This is a genomic window from Mesorhizobium sp. B2-7-2, from assembly GCF_006440775.1.
GTDB lineage: Bacteria > Pseudomonadota > Alphaproteobacteria > Rhizobiales > Rhizobiaceae > Mesorhizobium.
This window is the reverse complement of sequence record NZ_VFTZ01000019.1, coordinates 42,555-60,781: the sequence shown is the minus strand read 5'-3', so window position 1 is coordinate 60,781 and position 18,227 is coordinate 42,555. Positions and strand designations below refer to the sequence as shown.

Annotated in this window: 20 protein-coding genes; 8 read left to right on the top strand and 12 right to left on the bottom strand. The window is 64.2% G+C overall.

Going from position 1 to position 18,227, the window contains the following annotated elements; translation table 11 throughout:
• Positions 1–23: 23 nt before the first annotated feature.
• Positions 24–1,118 carry an ABC transporter ATP-binding protein gene (locus FJ425_RS23140; RefSeq protein WP_140635723.1) on the bottom strand — a complete coding sequence of 365 codons (1,095 nt, stop codon included), beginning with the start codon at positions 1,116–1,118 and terminating at the stop codon, positions 24–26.
• 367 nt (positions 1,119–1,485) lie between these two features.
• Complete coding sequence (locus FJ425_RS23135; protein WP_140635721.1) at positions 1,486–2,373, bottom strand: LysR substrate-binding domain-containing protein; 888 nt, start codon at positions 2,371–2,373, stop codon at positions 1,486–1,488.
• An 82-nt stretch (positions 2,374–2,455) separates the two neighbouring features.
• Here FJ425_RS23135 and FJ425_RS23130 point away from each other — a divergent pair, with 82 nt between their 5' ends.
• The 3 genes from FJ425_RS23130 (at position 2,456) to FJ425_RS23120 (ending at position 5,904) form a co-directional block, all read left to right on the top strand.
• Positions 2,456–4,048, top strand: a complete 1,593-nt coding sequence (locus FJ425_RS23130; RefSeq protein WP_181165035.1) for an amidohydrolase — start codon at positions 2,456–2,458, stop codon at positions 4,046–4,048.
• A 34-nt stretch (positions 4,049–4,082) separates the two neighbouring features.
• A complete protein-coding gene (locus tag FJ425_RS23125) occupies positions 4,083–5,015 on the top strand; it encodes a dimethylarginine dimethylaminohydrolase family protein (protein ID WP_140635717.1) in 933 nt (310 codons plus the stop codon).
• A gap of 166 nt (positions 5,016–5,181) precedes the next feature.
• The gene (locus tag FJ425_RS23120; RefSeq protein ID WP_140635715.1) at positions 5,182–5,904 is read left to right on the top strand and encodes a 3-keto-5-aminohexanoate cleavage protein; all 723 of its coding nucleotides are present in this window, start codon (positions 5,182–5,184) and stop codon (positions 5,902–5,904) included.
• A 216-nt stretch (positions 5,905–6,120) separates the two neighbouring features.
• On the opposite strand, the gene FJ425_RS23115 is transcribed toward FJ425_RS23120, so the two are convergent.
• Both FJ425_RS23115 and FJ425_RS23110 read right to left on the bottom strand, forming a co-directional pair.
• Complete coding sequence (locus FJ425_RS23115; RefSeq protein ID WP_140635713.1) at positions 6,121–7,179, bottom strand: Gfo/Idh/MocA family oxidoreductase; 1,059 nt, start codon at positions 7,177–7,179, stop codon at positions 6,121–6,123.
• A 100-nt stretch (positions 7,180–7,279) separates the two neighbouring features.
• The gene (locus FJ425_RS23110; RefSeq protein WP_140635711.1) at positions 7,280–8,065 is read right to left on the bottom strand and encodes a ThuA domain-containing protein; all 786 of its coding nucleotides are present in this window, start codon (positions 8,063–8,065) and stop codon (positions 7,280–7,282) included.
• A gap of 338 nt (positions 8,066–8,403) precedes the next feature.
• On the opposite strand from FJ425_RS23110, the gene FJ425_RS23105 reads away from it, so the two are divergent.
• Positions 8,404–9,162, top strand: a complete 759-nt coding sequence (locus FJ425_RS23105) for a DUF4239 domain-containing protein (protein ID WP_140726310.1) — start codon at positions 8,404–8,406, stop codon at positions 9,160–9,162.
• Positions 9,163–9,164: 2 nt separating this feature from the next.
• On the opposite strand, the gene FJ425_RS32130 is transcribed toward FJ425_RS23105, so the two are convergent.
• The 6 genes from FJ425_RS32130 to FJ425_RS23080 all read right to left on the bottom strand — a co-directional run bounded on the left by FJ425_RS32130 (position 9,165) and on the right by FJ425_RS23080 (position 15,267).
• On the bottom strand, positions 9,165–9,461 hold the full coding sequence (locus tag FJ425_RS32130; protein ID WP_348643163.1) for a nucleotide disphospho-sugar-binding domain-containing protein: 297 nt from the start codon (positions 9,459–9,461) through the stop codon (positions 9,165–9,167).
• A complete protein-coding gene (locus FJ425_RS23100; RefSeq protein WP_246677989.1) occupies positions 9,401–10,411 on the bottom strand; it encodes a glycosyltransferase in 1,011 nt (336 codons plus the stop codon). Before FJ425_RS23100 ends, FJ425_RS32130 begins: the two co-directional genes overlap by 61 nt.
• 241 nt (positions 10,412–10,652) lie before the next feature.
• The gene (locus FJ425_RS23095) at positions 10,653–12,182 is read right to left on the bottom strand and encodes a tlde1 domain-containing protein (protein WP_246677988.1); all 1,530 of its coding nucleotides are present in this window, start codon (positions 12,180–12,182) and stop codon (positions 10,653–10,655) included.
• Between the two features lie 466 nt (positions 12,183–12,648).
• Positions 12,649–14,505, bottom strand: a complete 1,857-nt coding sequence (locus tag FJ425_RS23090) for a DUF4396 domain-containing protein (protein ID WP_140726303.1) — start codon at positions 14,503–14,505, stop codon at positions 12,649–12,651.
• Positions 14,506–14,569: 64 nt separating this feature from the next.
• Positions 14,570–14,788, bottom strand: coding sequence for a hypothetical protein (locus tag FJ425_RS31680; protein ID WP_181176024.1), 219 nt, complete (start codon positions 14,786–14,788; stop codon positions 14,570–14,572).
• A gap of 38 nt (positions 14,789–14,826) precedes the next feature.
• A complete protein-coding gene (locus FJ425_RS23080; protein ID WP_348643162.1) occupies positions 14,827–15,267 on the bottom strand; it encodes a DUF2127 domain-containing protein in 441 nt (146 codons plus the stop codon).
• Between the two features lie 80 nt (positions 15,268–15,347).
• Here FJ425_RS23080 and FJ425_RS23075 point away from each other — a divergent pair, with 80 nt between their 5' ends.
• Positions 15,348–15,890, top strand: a complete 543-nt coding sequence (locus FJ425_RS23075) for a phosphatase PAP2 family protein (RefSeq protein ID WP_140726296.1) — start codon at positions 15,348–15,350, stop codon at positions 15,888–15,890.
• A gap of 142 nt (positions 15,891–16,032) precedes the next feature.
• Here the strand turns inward: FJ425_RS23075 and FJ425_RS31675 are convergent, their stop codons facing one another.
• Positions 16,033–16,194, bottom strand: a complete 162-nt coding sequence (locus FJ425_RS31675; RefSeq protein ID WP_181176023.1) for a hypothetical protein — start codon at positions 16,192–16,194, stop codon at positions 16,033–16,035.
• Between the two features lie 186 nt (positions 16,195–16,380).
• Here FJ425_RS31675 and FJ425_RS23070 point away from each other — a divergent pair, with 186 nt between their 5' ends.
• The 3 genes from FJ425_RS23070 to FJ425_RS23060 all read left to right on the top strand — a co-directional run bounded on the left by FJ425_RS23070 (position 16,381) and on the right by FJ425_RS23060 (position 17,723).
• Positions 16,381–16,614: a hypothetical protein gene (locus FJ425_RS23070; protein WP_095767121.1), complete on the top strand. Its 234-nt coding sequence runs from the start codon at positions 16,381–16,383 to the stop codon at positions 16,612–16,614.
• Between the two features lie 208 nt (positions 16,615–16,822).
• Entirely contained in the window at positions 16,823–16,969 is a 147-nt protein-coding gene (locus FJ425_RS23065; RefSeq protein ID WP_140541103.1) for a hypothetical protein, read from the top strand.
• A gap of 538 nt (positions 16,970–17,507) precedes the next feature.
• Positions 17,508–17,723, top strand: coding sequence for a hypothetical protein (locus tag FJ425_RS23060; RefSeq protein WP_140541104.1), 216 nt, complete (start codon positions 17,508–17,510; stop codon positions 17,721–17,723).
• Between the two features lie 47 nt (positions 17,724–17,770).
• Here FJ425_RS23060 and FJ425_RS23055 read toward each other — a convergent pair whose 3' ends face one another.
• A complete protein-coding gene (locus FJ425_RS23055) occupies positions 17,771–18,187 on the bottom strand; it encodes a helix-turn-helix domain-containing protein (protein ID WP_140726294.1) in 417 nt (138 codons plus the stop codon).
• Positions 18,188–18,227 lie beyond the last annotated feature (40 nt).

Sequence of the window (18,227 nt, the reverse complement as noted above, 5' to 3'; positions counted from 1 at the left end):
AATTAAGGCCGCGGCGGCGCTCTCTATTGTCCTCCGTCCGGAAGGAGGAAACCCTTCTCCGCCGGCCAGGTCAGCCAGACGGAATTGCCCTTGCTCAGCGCAGCGGCCGCGACCTCGTTCGGCACCGAGACGGTGACCTTGGCGCCCTGGCGCGTGGTGAGGTCAAGCTTGGTCGCGGCACCGAGATAAGTCGAGGCGACGGCCGTCGCAGCAATGCCGTTTTGGTTGGCGAACGCTTCCGGCGCGATCGACATGTCCTCGGGGCGGATGGCGAGGATCGCGTCGCCTTTGATCGCCTCGGCCTTGCATCGCATGTTGACCGCGCGGTCCTCGCAGAGCCCGGTCGCGCCATTGTCGGCGGGACGCACGCCCTTCACCGGCAGCATGTTGATCTCGCCCAGGAACTCGGCGACGAACCGGTTGGTTGGCCGGTTATAGACCTCGTCAGGCCTGCCGACCTGCAACAGCTTGCCGTGGTTGAAGATGGCGACGCGCGACGACAGTGCCAGCGCCTCGCTCTGGTCGTGCGTAACGAAGACGAAGGTGGTGCCGGTCTCCTGGTGCAGCCGCTTCATCTCGGCCTGCATCTGGCCGCGCAGGCTCTTGTCCAGCGCCGAGAACGGTTCGTCGAGCAACAGCACGCCCGGCTCGAACACCAGCGCGCGGGCCAGCGCCACACGCTGCTGCTGGCCGCCGGAAAGCTGCGCCGGCAGCTTCTTCTCGTGGCCATTGAGACCGACGCGTTCTATCATCTCGCCGACACGGTTTTTGATCTCGGAAGTGGATTTCTTGCGCACCTTGAGCGGGAAGGCGATGTTCTGCTCCACGCTCATATGCGGGAATAGTGCGTAGCCCTGGAACACCATGCCGGCGGCGCGCTGCTCGGCCGGCCGATTGGTGATGTCTACGCCGTCGCTGAAAAGCTTGCCTTCGCTCGGCTGCACGAAGCCGGCCAGGATCATCAGGAAGGTGGTCTTGCCGGAGCCGGAAGGCCCAAGCAGCGTCAGGAACTCGCCGCGGCCGATATCGAGCGTCAGATTATCCAGCGCCCGGAACGAGCCGAAGCTCTTGCCTATCCCGTTCGCCTTGATCTCTGCGGCCCGGCCGGGTTGCTGCATTCTGCCTCTTTCCTCACGGTCGATCAAATCGTAGGCACGGCTGCGGCTCACCGCAACCGAATAGTTTTCGCCCGATCGGCAAATTTGATTCACGGGTGGCGAGGGTTGGTGGGCGGCCGGAGCGTTTATGAGCGTTCGACGTGCTCACGAACGTTCGCGATTAGCCAAAGCGTGCGTGCCGTCGTCATTCCAGGGCGGAGCAAGGAGCGAAGCGACGCGCGCAGACCCTGGAATCCATACCGTTACCTACGAGCGTTGCAACGGTCCAGAATTCTCACCCGCCGCACCCTTGGGCCAACGCCACGGCATGGATCCTCGGGTCAAGCCCGAGGATGACGACCGGAGAGGGCGGTGGCTCTCAATCCGCCTAAAGCCTGCTCTCCGACAGCTTCGCCCGCAGCCAGTCGCTGAAGGCGTTGAGCACCGGATGTCCGGCCTTGGCATGCTCGAAGACCAGGAAATAGGCGCGCGGCGAGGGCACGGTTGCTTCGAACGGCTTGACCAGCCGGCCCTCGCTCAGCGCCCGGCGTCCGGTCAGTTCGTCGCCGAGCGCAATTCCCTGGCCGGCGATCGCAGCCGAAAAGACGAGATTCATGTCGGAAAAGAAGATGCCGCCCTCGGTGTCGGGATTTTCCACCTTAGACAGCGCCAGCCAGCGCGCCCAGTCCTCGGTGTCGCTGAGATGGAGCAGGTTGGCTCGCAGCACGTCGGCTGGTTTGGAAAATCCGCCGACCTTGTTGAGCAGCGTCGGGCTGCAGAGCGGCGTGAAGGAGACCTCGCACAGCAGTTCCACCGCCCGGTTCGGCCAATTGCCGACGCCGAAGGCGATGAAGGCGTCGGCCTCCGCATTGCTGACATCGTCGAGCCGCCGTGGCGTCAGCACGGAGAGCGCGACGTCCGGATACATCTGCTGGAACTCGCCGATATGGGTGCACAGGAACATTGAGGCGAAGCCCGGCGGACAGGAGATGGCGAAGGAGCCGCCGACGCCGGCGCCGCCGCCCTGCGTCACCGCATCGCCGAGCACTGTCAGCGCCTTTCTGACGTCGGCCGCGTAGCGCTGGCCGCGCGGCGTCAGCGCCACGCCCTTGCCGATGCGCTGCAGGAGATCGAAGCCGAGGTCACGCTCGAGCAGCCGCAGCTGATGCGAGACGGCGCTGCGGGTGAGGTGGAGTTCGTCGGCGGCGCGCCAGACGCTGCCGTGACGGGCGAAGCTGTCGAGGGCGCGCAGCGCCTGCGTGGAAGGTATTCGCAAGAGGCCTCAGGTGAACCGAATTTGCACGAGCCGGGAAAACATATCACTTTTTGATGCGCCGCTTCACTGCTTTCTTTAAGGCATGGAGGAACCGGTGACGACTTCAGCGCAGGAGACGGCGCTTGCCTGCATCGACGGCATCCAGCCGTTACTGTCGGCCTGGACGCGCACCATCTTCGATTTCGGCGAGACCGCCTGGCGCGAGTACCAGTCGGCGGCCTGGTATGTGGATCGGCTCAAGCGCGAAGGCTTCTCGGTCGAGGAAGGCTCGGGCGGCATGCCCACGGCCTTCTGCGCCCATTGGACCAACGGCGACGGCCCCGTGATCGGCATGTATGGCGAATACGACGCCGTGCCCGGCAATTGCCAGGACGCCGCTTCGGTGAAACGGCCGCGTGAAGGCCTCGGCGTCGAGGCGGGTGGCCATACCGATCCGCATTCAGGCCTTGGCATAGGCGGCCTCGGCGGACTTTTGGCCACCAAGGCGGCGATGCTGGAGCACGGCATCAAAGGCACGCTGCGCTTCACCGGCGAGCCGGCCGAGAAGGTGCGGGGCTCCAAGCCTATCCATGCTGCCAAGGGTTATTATGACGGCCTTGCCGGCATGATCTCCTTCCATCCCTTCTACATGCTGCCGCTTTGCAACACGGCGCGCTGGGACACGCATTGCGGCGCCGCCTATGCGATGATCTACCGCTTCATCTGCGACGAACCGGAGAACTGGGTTCGCGCCAGCGACGCAGCACCCATCCCGCAGGCGCATTCGGCGGTCAGGGCGCCCGGCGCCAACGACGCGCTGATGATGATGTACATGACCTCCAAGGCGCTGCGCGATTCCATGCTCACGCATCAAGGCGGCTGGTCGATCAGCGAGGCGATCCTGACCGCGGGGCAGGCGACCGCCGACAACCTCCCGGCCGGCCTTGCCGAAATCCAGTACATGATCCGCGTGCCGACCATTGCCATGGCCGAGCAGGTGACCGCCGTTCTCGACCGCAATGCCGAAGCCGCGGCGACGATGAGCGGCTGCCGCCATGAGCGCCACTGGGTGTCGAAGTCGCGTCCGGGGCTGGCCAATCACGCCATGGCCGGCATCACCTATCAGGCGCTGTCCACCGTCGGCGCGCCGCGCTGGAACGAAGAGGCGAGGGCGATCGCCCGCGAGGTCCAGGTCAATGCCGGCGGCGAGGCGACCGAGAACCCGTTCATCGACGAGCTGGAGCGGCTGATTTCGCCGCAAGAGGCCGAAGCAATCCTGCGCCGCGACCTGCCGCCATCGCAGGTGAATTCCACTTCCGACGATTACACCGATATGAGCTGGCACGCGCCGACATCGCGCTTCTACGTTGCACGCCCAGCGCTGCGCGCGGTCACGGGCCATACTTATCCGTCCTGGGCGATGAACGCGCTGGGCGGCATTCCGGCGACCATCGACCCTATGGTAACCTGCGCCGCGAAGACGGTCGCGCTGACGGCGCTGCGCCTGCTCGAGGACAAGGCCGCGCGCGACGCCGCCATGGACGAGTTCGTCAGGCGGACCGGCGGCGGCGTCGGCGGCTCAAACTGGATCGCGCCGCTCTGCGACTACGAACCGCCGATCAACTTCCGCTGGCCGGAATATGTCACCACGCCGCGTGGGCGCGACTGGTGGATCCCGGCCGCCTCCACCGCATGAACGACCAACGACAATCCATCCCGAGGAGAACACCATGACCGTCCATGACCGCATCGTCGCCGAGCCGTTCTCGCTGCAGCGCCGCAACCCCAATGGCGGCACCAAGCCGCTGACCGCCTGGGGCTTCGCCAACGAAACCGATGTGCTGACCGACGTGCTGCTCGGCTCGCCGAACTTCCTGCGCCACCTGTCGACCAGCTCGCTGTCGCGAAAGCATCTGCGTGAAGCGCCCTGCAACGTCCAGATCGCGCAGGCGCAGCACAAGGACCTTGTCGCGGCCTACGAGCATTTCGGCGTCAACATCCACTGGCACGAGCCGACACCGGAGCTGCCGATGCAGGTCTATTCGCGCGATTCCAGCGTCATGACGCCCTATGGCGCCTTCATAACCGCCATGGCCAATTGGTGGCGGCGCGGCGAAAACTACGCCGCCATCCGCACCTATGAAAAGCTCGGCATTCCGATCTACGACATGGTGACCGCCGGCACTTTCGAGGGCGGCGATTTCAACGTCATCGAGGAGGGCGTGGTGCTGATCGGCTGCGGCGGCGCCCGCACGCAGGAAGAAGGCGCGCGTCAGGTGCAGGCCTGGTTCGACAAGGAAGGCTGGGAGACGCGGCTCGCCTTCATCGACGAATATTACGTCCACATCGACCTGATGGTGGTGCCGGTCGCCGAGAAGCTCACCGCCGTCTGCCTCGCCTGCACCGAGCCCGGCATCGTCGACTGGCTGAAGGGCAAGGGCCACGAGATCATCGACGTGCCCTTCCAGGACACGATGGCGCTGGGTTGCAACTTCATGTCGCTCGGCAAGGATAGGGTTATCGCACCGACGTCGAGCAAGACGCTGATCGAAAAGCTGAAGGCACAGGGCTTCGAGGTCGCGGCCGTCGACATGAGCGAGATCTCCAAGACCGGCGGCGGCATCCACTGCATGGCGCAGGCGCTGAAGCGCGTGCCGGCATAACGGACTCTCGAAGTTCGGCAATCGCCACGAAGAATGTCTATCCCTTTGGCCGATAGGCCAGAGGGATATGACCGCGCGCGGCCTGTCAGGAGATTTCGACGCTCCGGTTCCGACCAATCCGATCCTGGGCTAGGCTCTGGCCAGCCGAAACAGGATTGCCGCAACGATGATCGTCCAGGCCTGCATCAACGGCGCCCGAGCCGCCGACTTCCACCCCGCATTGCCGCTCGATCCCGACGCGATGGCGCGCGACGCCGCAGCCTCGATCGCGGCGGGTGCGGCCGAGCTGCATGTGCACGCGCGCGGCGCCGACGGAAGAGAGAGCCTTGCGCCGGAGGCGATGGACAGCACGGTCGCAGCAATCCGCCGCGCCTGTCCAGGCACGCTGATCGGCGTCTCCACCGGCGCCTGGATCGAGAACGACGATTTGCGCACGCTGGTTGCCATCTCCGGCTGGCGCGAGCTGCCCGATTATGCCTCGGTCAATCTCAGCGAGACGCCGGCGCCCGTCGTCATGGAAAGCCTGCGCCAGCGCGGCATCGGCATCGAAGCTGGGCTCGCTTCCATTGCCGACGCCGAGCGCCTGGTCGGCCTCGATCATGGCGGCCGGGTGCTGCGCGTGCTGGTCGAGATTTCCGAGCAGGCGCTGGATGAAGCTTTTGCCGTGGCGGACGGCATCGAGACGGTGTTGGAACGCGCCGGCATTCGTCGCTCCATCCTGCTGCATGGCGAGAACGCCACAGTCTGGCCATTTGTCGAGCGCGCGGCGGCAAGGAAGTTGTCGACGCGGGTAGGCCTGGAGGATGGCAAGGAATTGCCGGACGGCAGTGTCGCGGATGGCAATGCGGCGCTGGTTGCGGCGGCTGTCGGGATTTATCGGTCTCGATAAAACATGGCTAGGCTGGCGAGACAGCGCCCCCCTCTGTCCTGCCGGACATCTCCCCCACAAGGGGGGAGATTGGCAGCTTCGCGGCTGCGCTTCTTTAGACGCCAACAATAGGCGAAAGCCGGTGCGACATCGATCTCCCCCCATGTGGGGGGAGATGGCCGGCAGGCCAGAGGGGGGCGCCGTAGAACGCCACGCTTCCCTGCGTCGAGCGAGGCCTCACTGCGTGTCCGCGTGCGCCCTCAACTCGGCGCGCTTCTCGTCCGACACCACGGCAAGATCCAGCACCTTCTGCAAGCCGGCCGCGTGGCGGAACGTCGGCTCGGTCTGCACGCCGCCCTTCACTGCCTCGACAAAGCGCTGGTAGTTGGTCGGCACCGTGCCGGCGTCGAGCTCTTCCCATTTGGCGTTCTCGACATTTTCGCCGACGCAAGCCTTCAGCATCGAGCCGTCGAGATTGTGCACCACCTCGATGCCGCCCTTGTCGCCATGGATGCGCAGGCGCAACTCGTTGATGTGGCCGGTGGCCCAGCGGCTGGCATGCACCACGCCGAAGGCGCCGTTGGCGAAGTCGAGCGTCATGGCAAAACTGTCGTTGGCGTCGAGCTCGTACTCGCCGATGCGGTTGCCCGGCGCCTTGTCGAAGGTGCGCAGCCTGCAGAAGACATGGTCGATATCGAGCGCCGCGCCATAGCTGGCGAAATCGAGGATGTGGATGCCGACATCGCCGAGCACGCCGTTCGAGCCGTGGCCGCGCGACAGCCGCCACAGCCATTTCGGGTCGGTGCGCCAGTCGCCCCAGAATTTCGACACCAGCCAGCTCTGCAGGTAGGACGCCTCGACATGGCGCACCGTGCCGATCTCGCCGGCCTGCACCATCCGGCGCGCCTTCTGCAGCGCGGCGACATTGCGATAAGTGAGGTTGACCATGTTGACGATGCCGGCGGCTTCCGCGGCATCGGCCATTTCGCTGGCCTTGCCGAAATTTTCCGCCAGCGGCTTCTCGCACAGAACCGGTTTGCCAGCTGCGACCAGCGCCATGGTGGTCGGATGATGGATGCGGTCCGGCGTGACATTGGCGACCGCGTCGAAATCGCCCCAGTCGAGAGCCGCCTCCAGCGAGGTGAAGCGCCTCGGGATCTTGTAGGCGTCGGCATATTCGCCGACGCGGGCCGCATCGACATCGGCCGCGCCGACGATCTCGACGCCCTCGATCGCGCCGAAGCGGCGGGCATGTTCCTGCGCCATCCAGCCGGTACCAAGTATCAAAAGCCGCATTTTCTGTCCCTTTGAGCGATTTGGTTCGATTCAATAACGGGGCAAATGTGACCCGGGCGCTGTTTGCGCGCAATCCCAAACGAAGCGGAGAGGCGCTTTTTTAGCGGAAGCCGGCCTCGCCCCGCGCATGCAGCTTGGGCCCGCGCTCCTCGATCGGCTCCAGCGCCTTCTCGACCGGCACGTTCGGCGCATCGAGGATGGCGGGCTTCGATCCCTGCGGGTTGTGCGCCCACTTCACCGCATTGCGCAGCACCTTCTGCACGGTGGCGTCGTGATAGGTCGGATAGGTTTCGTGTCCGGGGCGGAAGTAGAAGACATTGCCGGCGCCGCGCCGGTAGGTCAGGCCCGAGCGGAACACCTCGCCGCCTTGGAACCAGGAGATGAAGACGGTTTCCAACGGCTCGGGCACGGCGAACTGCTCGCCATACATCTCCTCGTTCTCGAGCTCGAAGAACTCGCCGATGCCGTCGGCGATCGGGTGGCTGGGGCTCGTTACCCAGAGCCGCTCGCGCTCGCCGGCCTCGCGCCATTTCAGCGTGCAGGGCGTGCCCATCAGCCGCCTGAAGATCTTCGAGAAATGGCCGGAATGCAGCACGATCAGCCCCATGCCTTCGAAGACCCTGCGCGCTACGCGCTCGACCACCTCGTCGGCCACCGCGCCATGGTCCTTGTGACCCCACCAGACCAGCACGTCGGTTTCCGCCAGGCGAGCTTCCGGCAGGCCGTGCTCCGGCTGCTCCAGCGTCGCGGTCGAGGCTGATATGCCTGCGTCGGTGTTCAGCGCCGTGGCGATGGTCGCGTGCATGCCTTCCGGATAGATGGAGGCCACCACCTCATTGGTCCGCTCATGGATGTTCTCGCCCCAGACGACAGCGCGAATTGTCATGAATTGCCTCGTGAGTGATTGGGAGCCGCCCCGACGTTCATACATAAAGGCTTTGGACTGTATTGGAAGGTGCTTTGCGGTGGCGAATTTTTGACTTCGTCATTCTAGGGCGGAGCAAGGAGCGAAGCGACGCGCGCAGACCCTCTTAGAATCCATGCCGCGACCCTTGCCGAGGTGTAAGAGCGTTGCAGAACAAAGGATCAGCCTGAACCGCCGTGATGCTCATAGGTAACGGCATGGATTCTAGGGTCTTCACTCCGCTGCGCGTCGCTCCGCCCTAGAATGACGAACTTACGAAGCCGATTGGCAAGCTTCCTTTCCCGTGCGCAATATTAGCCATGGGCGAAGTGCTTGTAGGAGCAGCGATCTTTGCTTGTCTGGCCGGGGCCTCGCTGGTCAGCCTGATGCTGCACGAGCGCTTCCCTGCTCACCACCTTCAGGACGACACCAGCGCGGTGGTGCGGCTTGCCGCGAACCTGTTCGTGGTGATGTCGTCGCTTATGCTCGGCCTGATGATCAATTCAGCCAAGAACACCTTCGAGGCTATCAACGGCAACGTCCACACCTTCGCCACCGATCTCATCCTGCTTGATCGAACGCTGCGGCATTACGGACCGGAAGCGGACAGCGCCCGGCAATCGCTGACCGCATACGTCCAGCGCGTCGTCGACACCTCTGCCGCCGACAGCGACACGACTGTCGTCCCGAACAGGCTGGCGGAACTGCTGCTCAACCAGGTCGGCGACATCCTGGCGGGATTGACGCCGGCGGATGCCAAGCAGACCTCCGCACAACAGGCCGCGACACAGCAACTGCAGAAGCTGATCGAGCAGCGCTGGATACTGGCCGAACAGTCCGAGGGCGCCATACCCGCATCGCTGATCGTTCTGCTCGTCGCCTGGCTGACGCTGATCTTCGCCAGCTTCGGCTTCCGGGCGCCGCGCAACGGCACCGTCGTCTTCACCTGCTTCGTTTCCGGGGCGCTGGTCGCCGCGGCGGTCTATCTGATCGTCGACATGGACAGCCCGTTCTCAGGCCCGATCCAGGTCTCGCCGGCGCCCCTACAAAGGGCGCTGGCTGAACTGACGACGCAATGAGTTCACCGGCTGGACCGGCCCAGCAATTCAATCAGCAACCTTGCCGCCGCCCCGGCGCCGTCGGTGCGGATCATGCCGGCGATAGCGCTCGCGCGGGCGCCGGTCTCGGGTGCCAGCGCAGTCTCCAACGCCCTCGACAATGACTGCGCCGTCGGCACCGGACCGTCATGCGCGGCGCCGATGCCGAGCTCGGCCACCCGTCGTGCCCAATAGGGCTGGTCGCCGATCTGCGGCACGATCACCTGCGGCGCTCCCGCCTGTGCGGCGGCGGCGGTCGTGCCGGCGCCGCCGTGATGGATGACGGCGGCGACGCGGCCGAACAGCGCCTGCTGGTTGATCTCGCCGACGGCAAAACAGTCGTCGCGATCGTCGATGAGGCCCAACTCTGCCCAGCCATGCGCGAGCACCGTACGGAGGCCCTTGGTGCGGATCGCTTCGATGGTGGCGGCCCCGGCATCCCTGGCGACCGCGATCGAACCGAAGCCGACATAGACCGGCCGCGGGCCGGCATCGAGGAAGGCTTTGAGCCGTCGGGGAGGGGCCGCTCGTCCGGCAGGATGAAGGCGCCGGTCTGCACAGTGTCGATCAGGTCCGAGCCCGGCCATGGTCCCAGCGTCGGGTCGCAGGCGAGCAGCACCCTATCGCCGTAGACATAGTCCCGAACATTTTGCACCGGAGACAACCCCAGCGACGCGCGATGGCCGTTGATCGCCTCGCCGAAGAGGGCGTTCTTGGTCTGGATGTCCATCTCCCACAGGAGCCGGTTGTCCGTCACGCCGGCCGGCAGCGGATGGCTCGGATATTCATGCGGCCGGTTGTGCGGCGACGGCAGCCAGATGGGGCAGAATGTGCCCAACATGTAGCGCATGCCCCGCTGCTCCGCGACCAGCCGCGCGGCGGCGCAGGATGGAAAGAGGCCGAACGCCACCACGGCGTTGCAGCCTTCGGCGGCCGCGCTCAGCGCCTCATATTGCCTGGCGACGATCTCGGCCGCCTGGCCGGAAATGAGTCTGGCCCGGTCCTCGGGCGACGCCGATCGCGACCGGTGGATCATTTCCTTCGCCCATTCGCGCACCGGCGCGAAGGCCGGGGCCAGCGGCACGCCGGCGCGGGCCAGAAGGGCGCCAAACTCCTCGTCGCCAGGCGCGCTCACCCTGGCCTCGACGCCATGCGCCTGCAACGCCGCGCCCAGCGCCGCCAAAGGCTCGACGTCGCCGCGCGAGCCGTAAGTCGATAGCAAGATACGCATTCCATGCTCCGTTGTCGTTTTTCGGAGCAGCGTTGATACGCCATGGCCGGGGGCTTGCCGCAAGCCCGGGCTGCGCCATATCTACCTTCTGGGAAGGGTCGTTGTTCGTCCTCGGTTGAGGTCGCGGTCCCGTCGCTATCGAAGCGAATGCCAAGCATCCGCGCGCGTCGGCGCGAAGCCCTTCGGATCGGCAAGTGGGGATCGGCAAGTGCCGGCGACAAGCTCGCCGGCCGGATAGGGCTTAACCCTGGCGGCCTTCCTGGGCGACCCGGGTGGGGGAGCTTGTCAGGCGCGGGACGACGACGAGACGCTTGATCTTGCCGTTTTTGTAGGCGGCAAGGAAGCGGTGATAGTCCTTGAAGACGACGCAGCCATTGGATTCCGCACGGCCGCCGCGCAGCATATAGGTGTGCGCAAGCAGGCCGTTGCGGCCGTATTTGTTGTTGCCGCTGGTCGGCGTGAGCCTGATTGCCTCGACCCCGTGAAAGCGCGACTCGCGCATCGACAGATTGTAGGTGTCGGGCGGCGTCGGGCCGACATTCTTGCGGTTGACGAAGCGCGGCTGGTCGACCATCGAGCCCAGTCCTGAATGCGCTTCCAGTTTCGAGCCGTCGGGCATGTAAACGGTCCTCGCCGAAATATCGTAGATGGCAACGCCATTACCCGTCGAGGGCCCGTTGAAAAGGTTGCGGAACGCGCTGCCGAGTCCGCCGCGCTCCGGCGTGTCGGGCTTGGCATAGGCGAGCATCTCGGACGCCTGCGCCTTGCGCTTGCCTGGCTTGGAGTCGGTCACGAGCGGTTTCGAGCCTGTCACGCCCGGCAGGGCCTGGTCGCCGTTCCTCGGCGAGACCGCCGTCGGCGCGCTTTGCGCAGTATCTGCGGCGGCCGGCTGCGGCTTGGCCCTGGCGACTGGCGGCTTCGGGGTTTCGGGCTTCTGCACCCTGGCGGCATTTTCTTCGGGCGCTTCGGTAGCGCGTTCGAGCGTGGCGCGCGGGCGAAGGCCGGGCACGGCAATGGTGTCGGGCAGATCGTCTTGCGGCGGCAGCGAGGCGACCTGGTAGGCGCCATCCTTGCCGTTGTCCGGTTTGGCGGCGACATCGGGCGCGTCGGCGTTTTCGAGCGCGACGGCGGTCGGAAGGTCGGCCGTGTCCTGCGGCGCTATGTTGGCGAGCGCCAGCGCCAAGTCGGAAGCGCCGGCGATTTCGGCCGGCCGCGAACCGAAGCGGGCTTCCGCCGGGGCTCCCGGCAGCGCGCCGCCAAAGCGGCTCGCCGAAGGCAGGCTGGCCAGCAGGAACGGCGCCTTCTCGGCGCGGGCAAAGGCATCGGCAAGCTTTTGCGGCGAAAGCGCGGCGCGCTTCACCACGCCGTCGAAGGGGTCGACGGCCCCGGCGGCCGAAGCCACCACCACGTTTTCGTGCGCGATGCTATCGGGCGCCCGCAGCTTGAGGCGCGCCGTCTTACCAGCGTGGCCTTCTTTCTTCAATTTTTCAGGAGTTTGGCCGTCATGCCTGAAGCTTGTCGCGAGGCTGAAGCAGCCGGAGTCGCAGCCGCCGGTGAGCGAGCCTGCCTTGTAGCCGTCATGGGCGGCAAGGTGCGGCGCCCAGGCGTTGGCGATCTGCCGGCGCTGGTCGCCAAGCGCGATGTTGCGCGGCGAAAGCAGACCTTGCGGCAATCCGTTGGAAGCGGCGGTCAGCGAGGTGCTCACCGAATGGAGCCCCGCCAAGGTGGCGGCGGACCACAGCACGAGGGCGGCGCCGACAGCAGGCACCACGACCCAACGATGACCAGACTTTTTCGAAGTTACCCCCCCTTGAGGAGCGTCACCCCGGTTCTTCAAACGCAAAAACGCCATACGACCACTCTCAATCGGCATGCCGGTTTGCGGACCTGGCACCCGTCACGATCACAGTTCGCTGGTGCCCCCTGCACCTTCACGCGTCTGTTGCCGATTGATTCAAAAGATGGACAAAGTTGGTTAACCAATCCCTCCACCAATCGCCGATTTGGCGATGGTCCATACGAAAAAAGAGCCCTCCACGGTCTATGCCACGGTAAAAATGCTCTTCCTCACCCGCTTTGCTGCCCGTTTTTCCGGCCTCTGTCAAGAAAACGTGAAGGCTGGAACCGCAGCATCTCCAGCCGGCTAGAGGCCGATTGGGGTCAAAATGCGACGGTCTGAAGAATTGCGGAGCAAGCCGGTCGCAAAACCTTTGGCCGACCGACGGGTCCGGTCTTCATCAACGAACGTCGATGACGACCATCAGACCGCCGCCGCCCTTCTCCTCGGCATTGTTATTCGTGGTGTGATGCGGGATGTGGCAGTGAATCAGCCACTTGCCCGGACGCCTCGCTGTCCAGACGACGTCATATCGCTGGCCCGGTCCGACATTGACGGTATCGGCAAGAAAACGTGCGGCGGCGGGGATCGTCTCGCCGTCGCGGGCGACCACTTCGAACGGGCCGCCATGGATGTGCATCGGGTGTATGAAGCCGTTGTTGGTGCCGATGAAGCGGACCTTTAGCGTCTCGCCGACCTTCATATGGATCGTATCGGTCGACGGATAGGCCTTGCCGTTGATGGTGAAGAAGTTTGGCATGCCGCCATCCATCGGCATCGATGGATAGGTCAGGCCTTCCCGGACCAGCCATTCCTGCAGCTCGATGACATAGTCGTGGTCAGCGGCGACTTCGTCGGCGGGATTGGCGGGATCGATGATCAGCGCGCCATAGAGGCCGAGTGCCTGGGTGCGGTCGGGCTTGGCGTGCGGATGATAGAAGTAAGTGCCGTGCTGGGTGGCGGTAAACTCGTAGGAATAGGTCTGCCCGGGCTCGATCGGCGCCTGGGTGATCTCGGCCGGCCCGTCCATCTGATTGGGCAGGATCAGGCCATGCCAGTGCACCGTTGTTTCCTCCGGCAAGGCGTTGGTGACGTTGATGCGCACCCGGTCGCCCTGACGGATATGGATGCGCGGGCCTGGAATCTGACCGTTATAGGCATAGGCGTCGACCGTCACGTCCGGCAGGATGTGCCAGCGGATCACCGACGGCCTCAGCTCGAACACCTTCACGCCGTTTTCCATGCGGAACGGCAGGTCTTGGTCGCCCTTCGCAGCCAGACCGTAAGACGCGCTCACCAGCCGAGGATCGGCTGCCGCCATGTCGCGCATGGCATCGGCCGGCGTGTCACGGTCCATGATCATGCCCTGCGGCATGATCACTCCGCCGACGTCGCGGGCCGAGAGCCTGAGGTTCAGCCAGTTCGCAGGCGCCGCCATGCCGATCGCCAGGGCGAGCGCAGACACCGTACCGAGTGCCGCGATTTGCGGTGTGGTCGCATCCGAGCGCATGTGAGGGCCGGCGGCGCGCTGTTCGCCCGCCGGTTCGTGGCCCTGTCGGGCATGGCCGTGCCCGCTCGCTTCGGCCGGTTGCGGGCGCTCGGTCATCAGCCCGTGCTTGAGACCACGCGCGACCAGCCAGACATTGGCGGGATAGGCCAGCGTGAAGCCGGCGATGACGCCCAGCGACATCACGCCCCAGAACAGAAGTTCGGTGGGCTCCATGGCGCGCATGTCGCGGCCCATCATCAGGAAGCTCATGACCGGCGCCATGCCGGCCATCATGAAGTTCATGGAAATGAACTCGGGCAGGAAGCTCTTCTTCACATTCTCCCAATAGCTGCCGCCCATCATCGATTTCATGAACAGCGATTGGAAGATGAACAGCCCGAAGGCAAAGCCGGCGAGATATTCGACGATGAGGTCGAGCCACATCGGCAGGCCGAGGGTGGCGGTGACGACCGCAGCAAGGATGATCCCGGTGGCGTCGCCGGCGACACAGTGGATGGTCGAGCCGACGCCCTGCTTCCAAAGGGGCTTTGTGAAGGCCTCATGCTCGCCGGGGCGCGGTTCCTTGTCGGCCAGCACATAAAGCAGCAGGCCGAGCGGGCCCATATAGAGCGTTACCAGGATGAAGCCCCATTTCATCACCACCGGCTCGGGATTGTTGCGGTATTGGTCGAAGCCGACATAGAGCGTCGAAGCGGCCGCGAGCACGAACCAGGCAACGAGGAAATAATCGATCGGTTGGATGAGCATGACGCGGCCTCTGCTCGATGAAACGGCTGGTTGCATCCCCCGCGGATGAACGCGGTCGGGGCCACTACGATCCATCTTGCGGAATTTGCGGCTCCAGCCTTCGATCGAGCTTGACCTTCCAGCAACTGGAACCCTTAGCGTCGCCGCGAAGCCTGGCGGGCCTCCCAATCGAGATCGAGGAGCGGAAAATCTGCTCGGCAAGCGCCGGGGCGTCGCCGATCCGGCAAAAATGCCGGCGGAGCATCTCCTGCACCTCATTCTGCAGGACTGCACGAACTGCCATTCGAAGTTCCGGCGGAAGTCGAATGAGGCCGGACGCGATCAGGGCGTGATATGGTGGCGCACCGTCTTCCACTCCTGCCAGATCAGCCACATGACGACCGTATCGAAGATCGTCAGCACGAGCAGGCCAGGCGAATGCGTATAGGAGTATCGATAGATCTGATAGGCCATGAAGGCGCCGAGCGCCACCAGCGAGGCCGGGTAGGACCACAGCTTGCCGCGCAGCAGGCCGACGACCAGAAAAAGCTTAATCAGCCCGTGGCTGAGCAGGTAGAAGGCGTAGAATTCCTTGCTCGCGACAGAGAATTCGGCGGCCGTCCGCGACAGGTGACTGGCAATGAAGTCGTTGGGATCCTCGATCAGTTCCTCCTGGGTTAACATGTTGACCCAGGAAGCGATGGTTTCGGTGGTGACGAGGTAAAGCAGCACGCCGCCGACGCACTCGATCAAGGCGTGGGCACCTTTTAGCCATACGCTCACCTCAAAGAGCTGGTGAATGCGATGTTCGTCGGCAGGTTTCAACGATCGACCCCACGTCAGGCCAGGGAAATCAGACAAGAATGGACGCTTCTCTCACGCACTGGATCAACTCCGCCGCCGGCATCAGCCCGCTTCTTGATAGGGTAATGATCACCATCTCACAAATCGGCGTGCCGCTGATGGTGATTGCGGTGGCCCTGCAATGGTGGTCGAGGACCGACCGCACCCATGTGCGCCATGCCTGCTTGTCCGCCGGCCTTTCCTTTCTGCTGGGGCTCGCGATCAACCAGGCGATCCTGTTGTTCATCCACCGGATCAGGCCTTACGACGCTGGCGTCACGCATCTTCTGATCGCGCCCAGCGCCGACTGGTCGTTCCCGTCCGACCACGCGACCGCCAGCATGGCCGTCGTCGCAGCCTTCGCCTTGCAGACGCTGCCGCGCCGCACGCTGGTGCTGTTCGTGCTTGCGTTCGTCATCTGCTGGTCCAGGATCTTCATCGGAACGCATTATGTCAGCGATGTGATCGGCGGCGCCGCCACCGCCGCCATCGCTGCGCTGGCGGTCCGGCTGGCCTATAAGGAGAATTCGCGGCTCGACGCCTTCGCCACAAGGCTCCTCTGAACGCGCCGCCAAGGCGCCCGACTGCGGAACGGGATGATGGGACGGCGCGTCACAAAAGTGACGCCTGGCGTCGCAACCGCGCGAACTCCTCCTCCGGGATTGCCAGGCGCTCGCCCCAGCTTGGTCGGGCCTTGGTGCTCGTTCACTTGCTGCCTTGCTGTACTGCGCCCGGCACGATCAGCGCCCCCTGGTCCGGCCCCGAACATTTGAAGCCGATAAAAAACAGGGCGACGATGAGAACGCAGATTGCCAGCACCGTGACGAGGGTCCTTCCAGGGTTTTCGGCTGGCGGTCTGTCTTCCATGGCAATTAGCCTTGGGATTTAAACTCGGCGACAACGCCAGGGTTCCCACGCCTCACCGGCGTCAAGGCCGACGCTTCGCCACGAAATTCTTGGAGAGGCGGCTCCGAGCCCGCGGCGCGCATCACAAAAATGACGCGCTCGCACCCTATATGCCAGGCTGGATGCGCTAAAGCAGGGTTCATCATTATGGATGCCAGCGAATTGCAGGCCATAGGCGATACGCTGATGCGCGTCGTCACCCCCGATATGAAACCGAAAGACCTGCTCAAGGCGGTGCGAAAACTGCACCCGGACGCCAAGAAGAGGGATATTGCCCGCGCGGCCTTCCACGCCATTATCGCGAACGCCGACCAGGATCCCGGCAAGTCGCGCAACCTTCAGGCCTTCGCGCTTGCCGAGCGTACCCAGCAATCGGAATAAATTGCCGCGAATTGTAGTGCTCGGCTTGCCGGAAACTTAATAAGCGATCTCTAATTTAATGGTTCAGCCGGCAGCTGGAGCAATTCCAGGAAAAGTGTGTCACGGTTTTCCGTCCGGAATTGCGAGCACCGGAAGCGCAGGGAACCGCCGTTTGCAGGCCGGCATCACCTGAATATCAACGCACCCTGGCCCCACCGGTAATGAGCCCATGACCAAGAACCTCGGCAATGCCAAACCCAGCGCTCCGGCCAAGCAGATGAACCCCTCGCTGTTCGGCAAGGCCGCGCCGGCATTGTTTCCGCTGGTCGTCGCGGCGCTTGGCTATCTCGTCGGCCGGCATTTCTTCGGCTTTTGACGCGGCCGGCGTTCGGCACGCTGTTTCCAGTCGGTCCAAGTGCAATTGTCGTCTCGACCATCCTCCTTGCAGCTTTGGTCCTAGGGCCTAGGTCGTTCTTGTCCTTGGCTGGGCCCAAGCGCATGCTGGTGGCAGCCGGCGGCCTCGCAAACTCCGGTCAGGCCCGGCCGCCGAACCCAGTATCACCCCCCAAAGGCTGCCGGGCCGCCGCCATGCGGCGAATTCTTCCGCGCTCGCGCACGCCAACTGCGGCGCGGTGTAATCTGCGGTACCGCTCGGACGCTTTCGAATTCCGATGCTTCATCGTCTCGCAGACCGAACGCCATATCGAAGTCGAATTCGGCTGCACCTAGGCGTAATGGCATGCCTTCGCCGCCATGCTCGTTTTTATTCGCGAAACTTCGCAAATATATCGAATAACGGCGGGTGCTCTTGCACTAAAGACCAATAAGCCACGCTTTTCGGCAATTCCAGACGCGCTACATTGTATTGTGCGTCGGAGATAGGCAGTTCTTCGAATGAAGAGCAGGAGCTGTATATGGTAACAAGCGAGCCAGACAGTGTCCGCGTAAAAACCGTCAATGGCCAATGGATCGTGCGCGTCGTCGACGGCGGCAGGCTGACGCAGCAAGTATTCGACATTCACGCGCAGGCCGAGACCTTCGCCGAGGAGGAGCGGTTGCGACTGGGGCTGCCGGGCGAGCCGCCGGCCGAAGAGCCGGTCGGGCCGCTCCCACACGGGCGGGCTCGCTGACGGCGAGGGGTAGCCGGACCACGCCAATCGCCGAGGTCGGAACAGACCTATCCCTGGTGCTCGGCTCTGAGCTTCTCTTTTATCCGTTCAAGCGCCGGCTGACCGCCGGCCGCCAGATCGTTGGCGACCCGGGCCAGCGTATCGTCGGCCTTGCGGTATTTGCTGCCCCAGGCGCCGAGCGTTGCCAGTACCGGCAAAAGGTCGATGCCGGCCTCGGTCAGCCGGTAGATCGCCTTCAGCCCGTGGCTCGGGTCGTCGCTGCGGGTGAGAATGCCTTCGTCGACCAGCGTCTGCAGCCGCTCGGCCAGCGTGCGCGACGAGATGCCTTCGTCGGATTGCAGGAATTCGCGAAAATGCCTTTTCCCGGCGAAAGCCAGGTCGCGAATGATGAGCAGCGTCCAGCGGTCGCCGAGCAGTTCGAGCGAGAGACTGATCGGGCAGCCGGATCGTTCCTTGATCGACATCAGTATGGTTCCATTTTTAAATCACTTTACTATTGACATC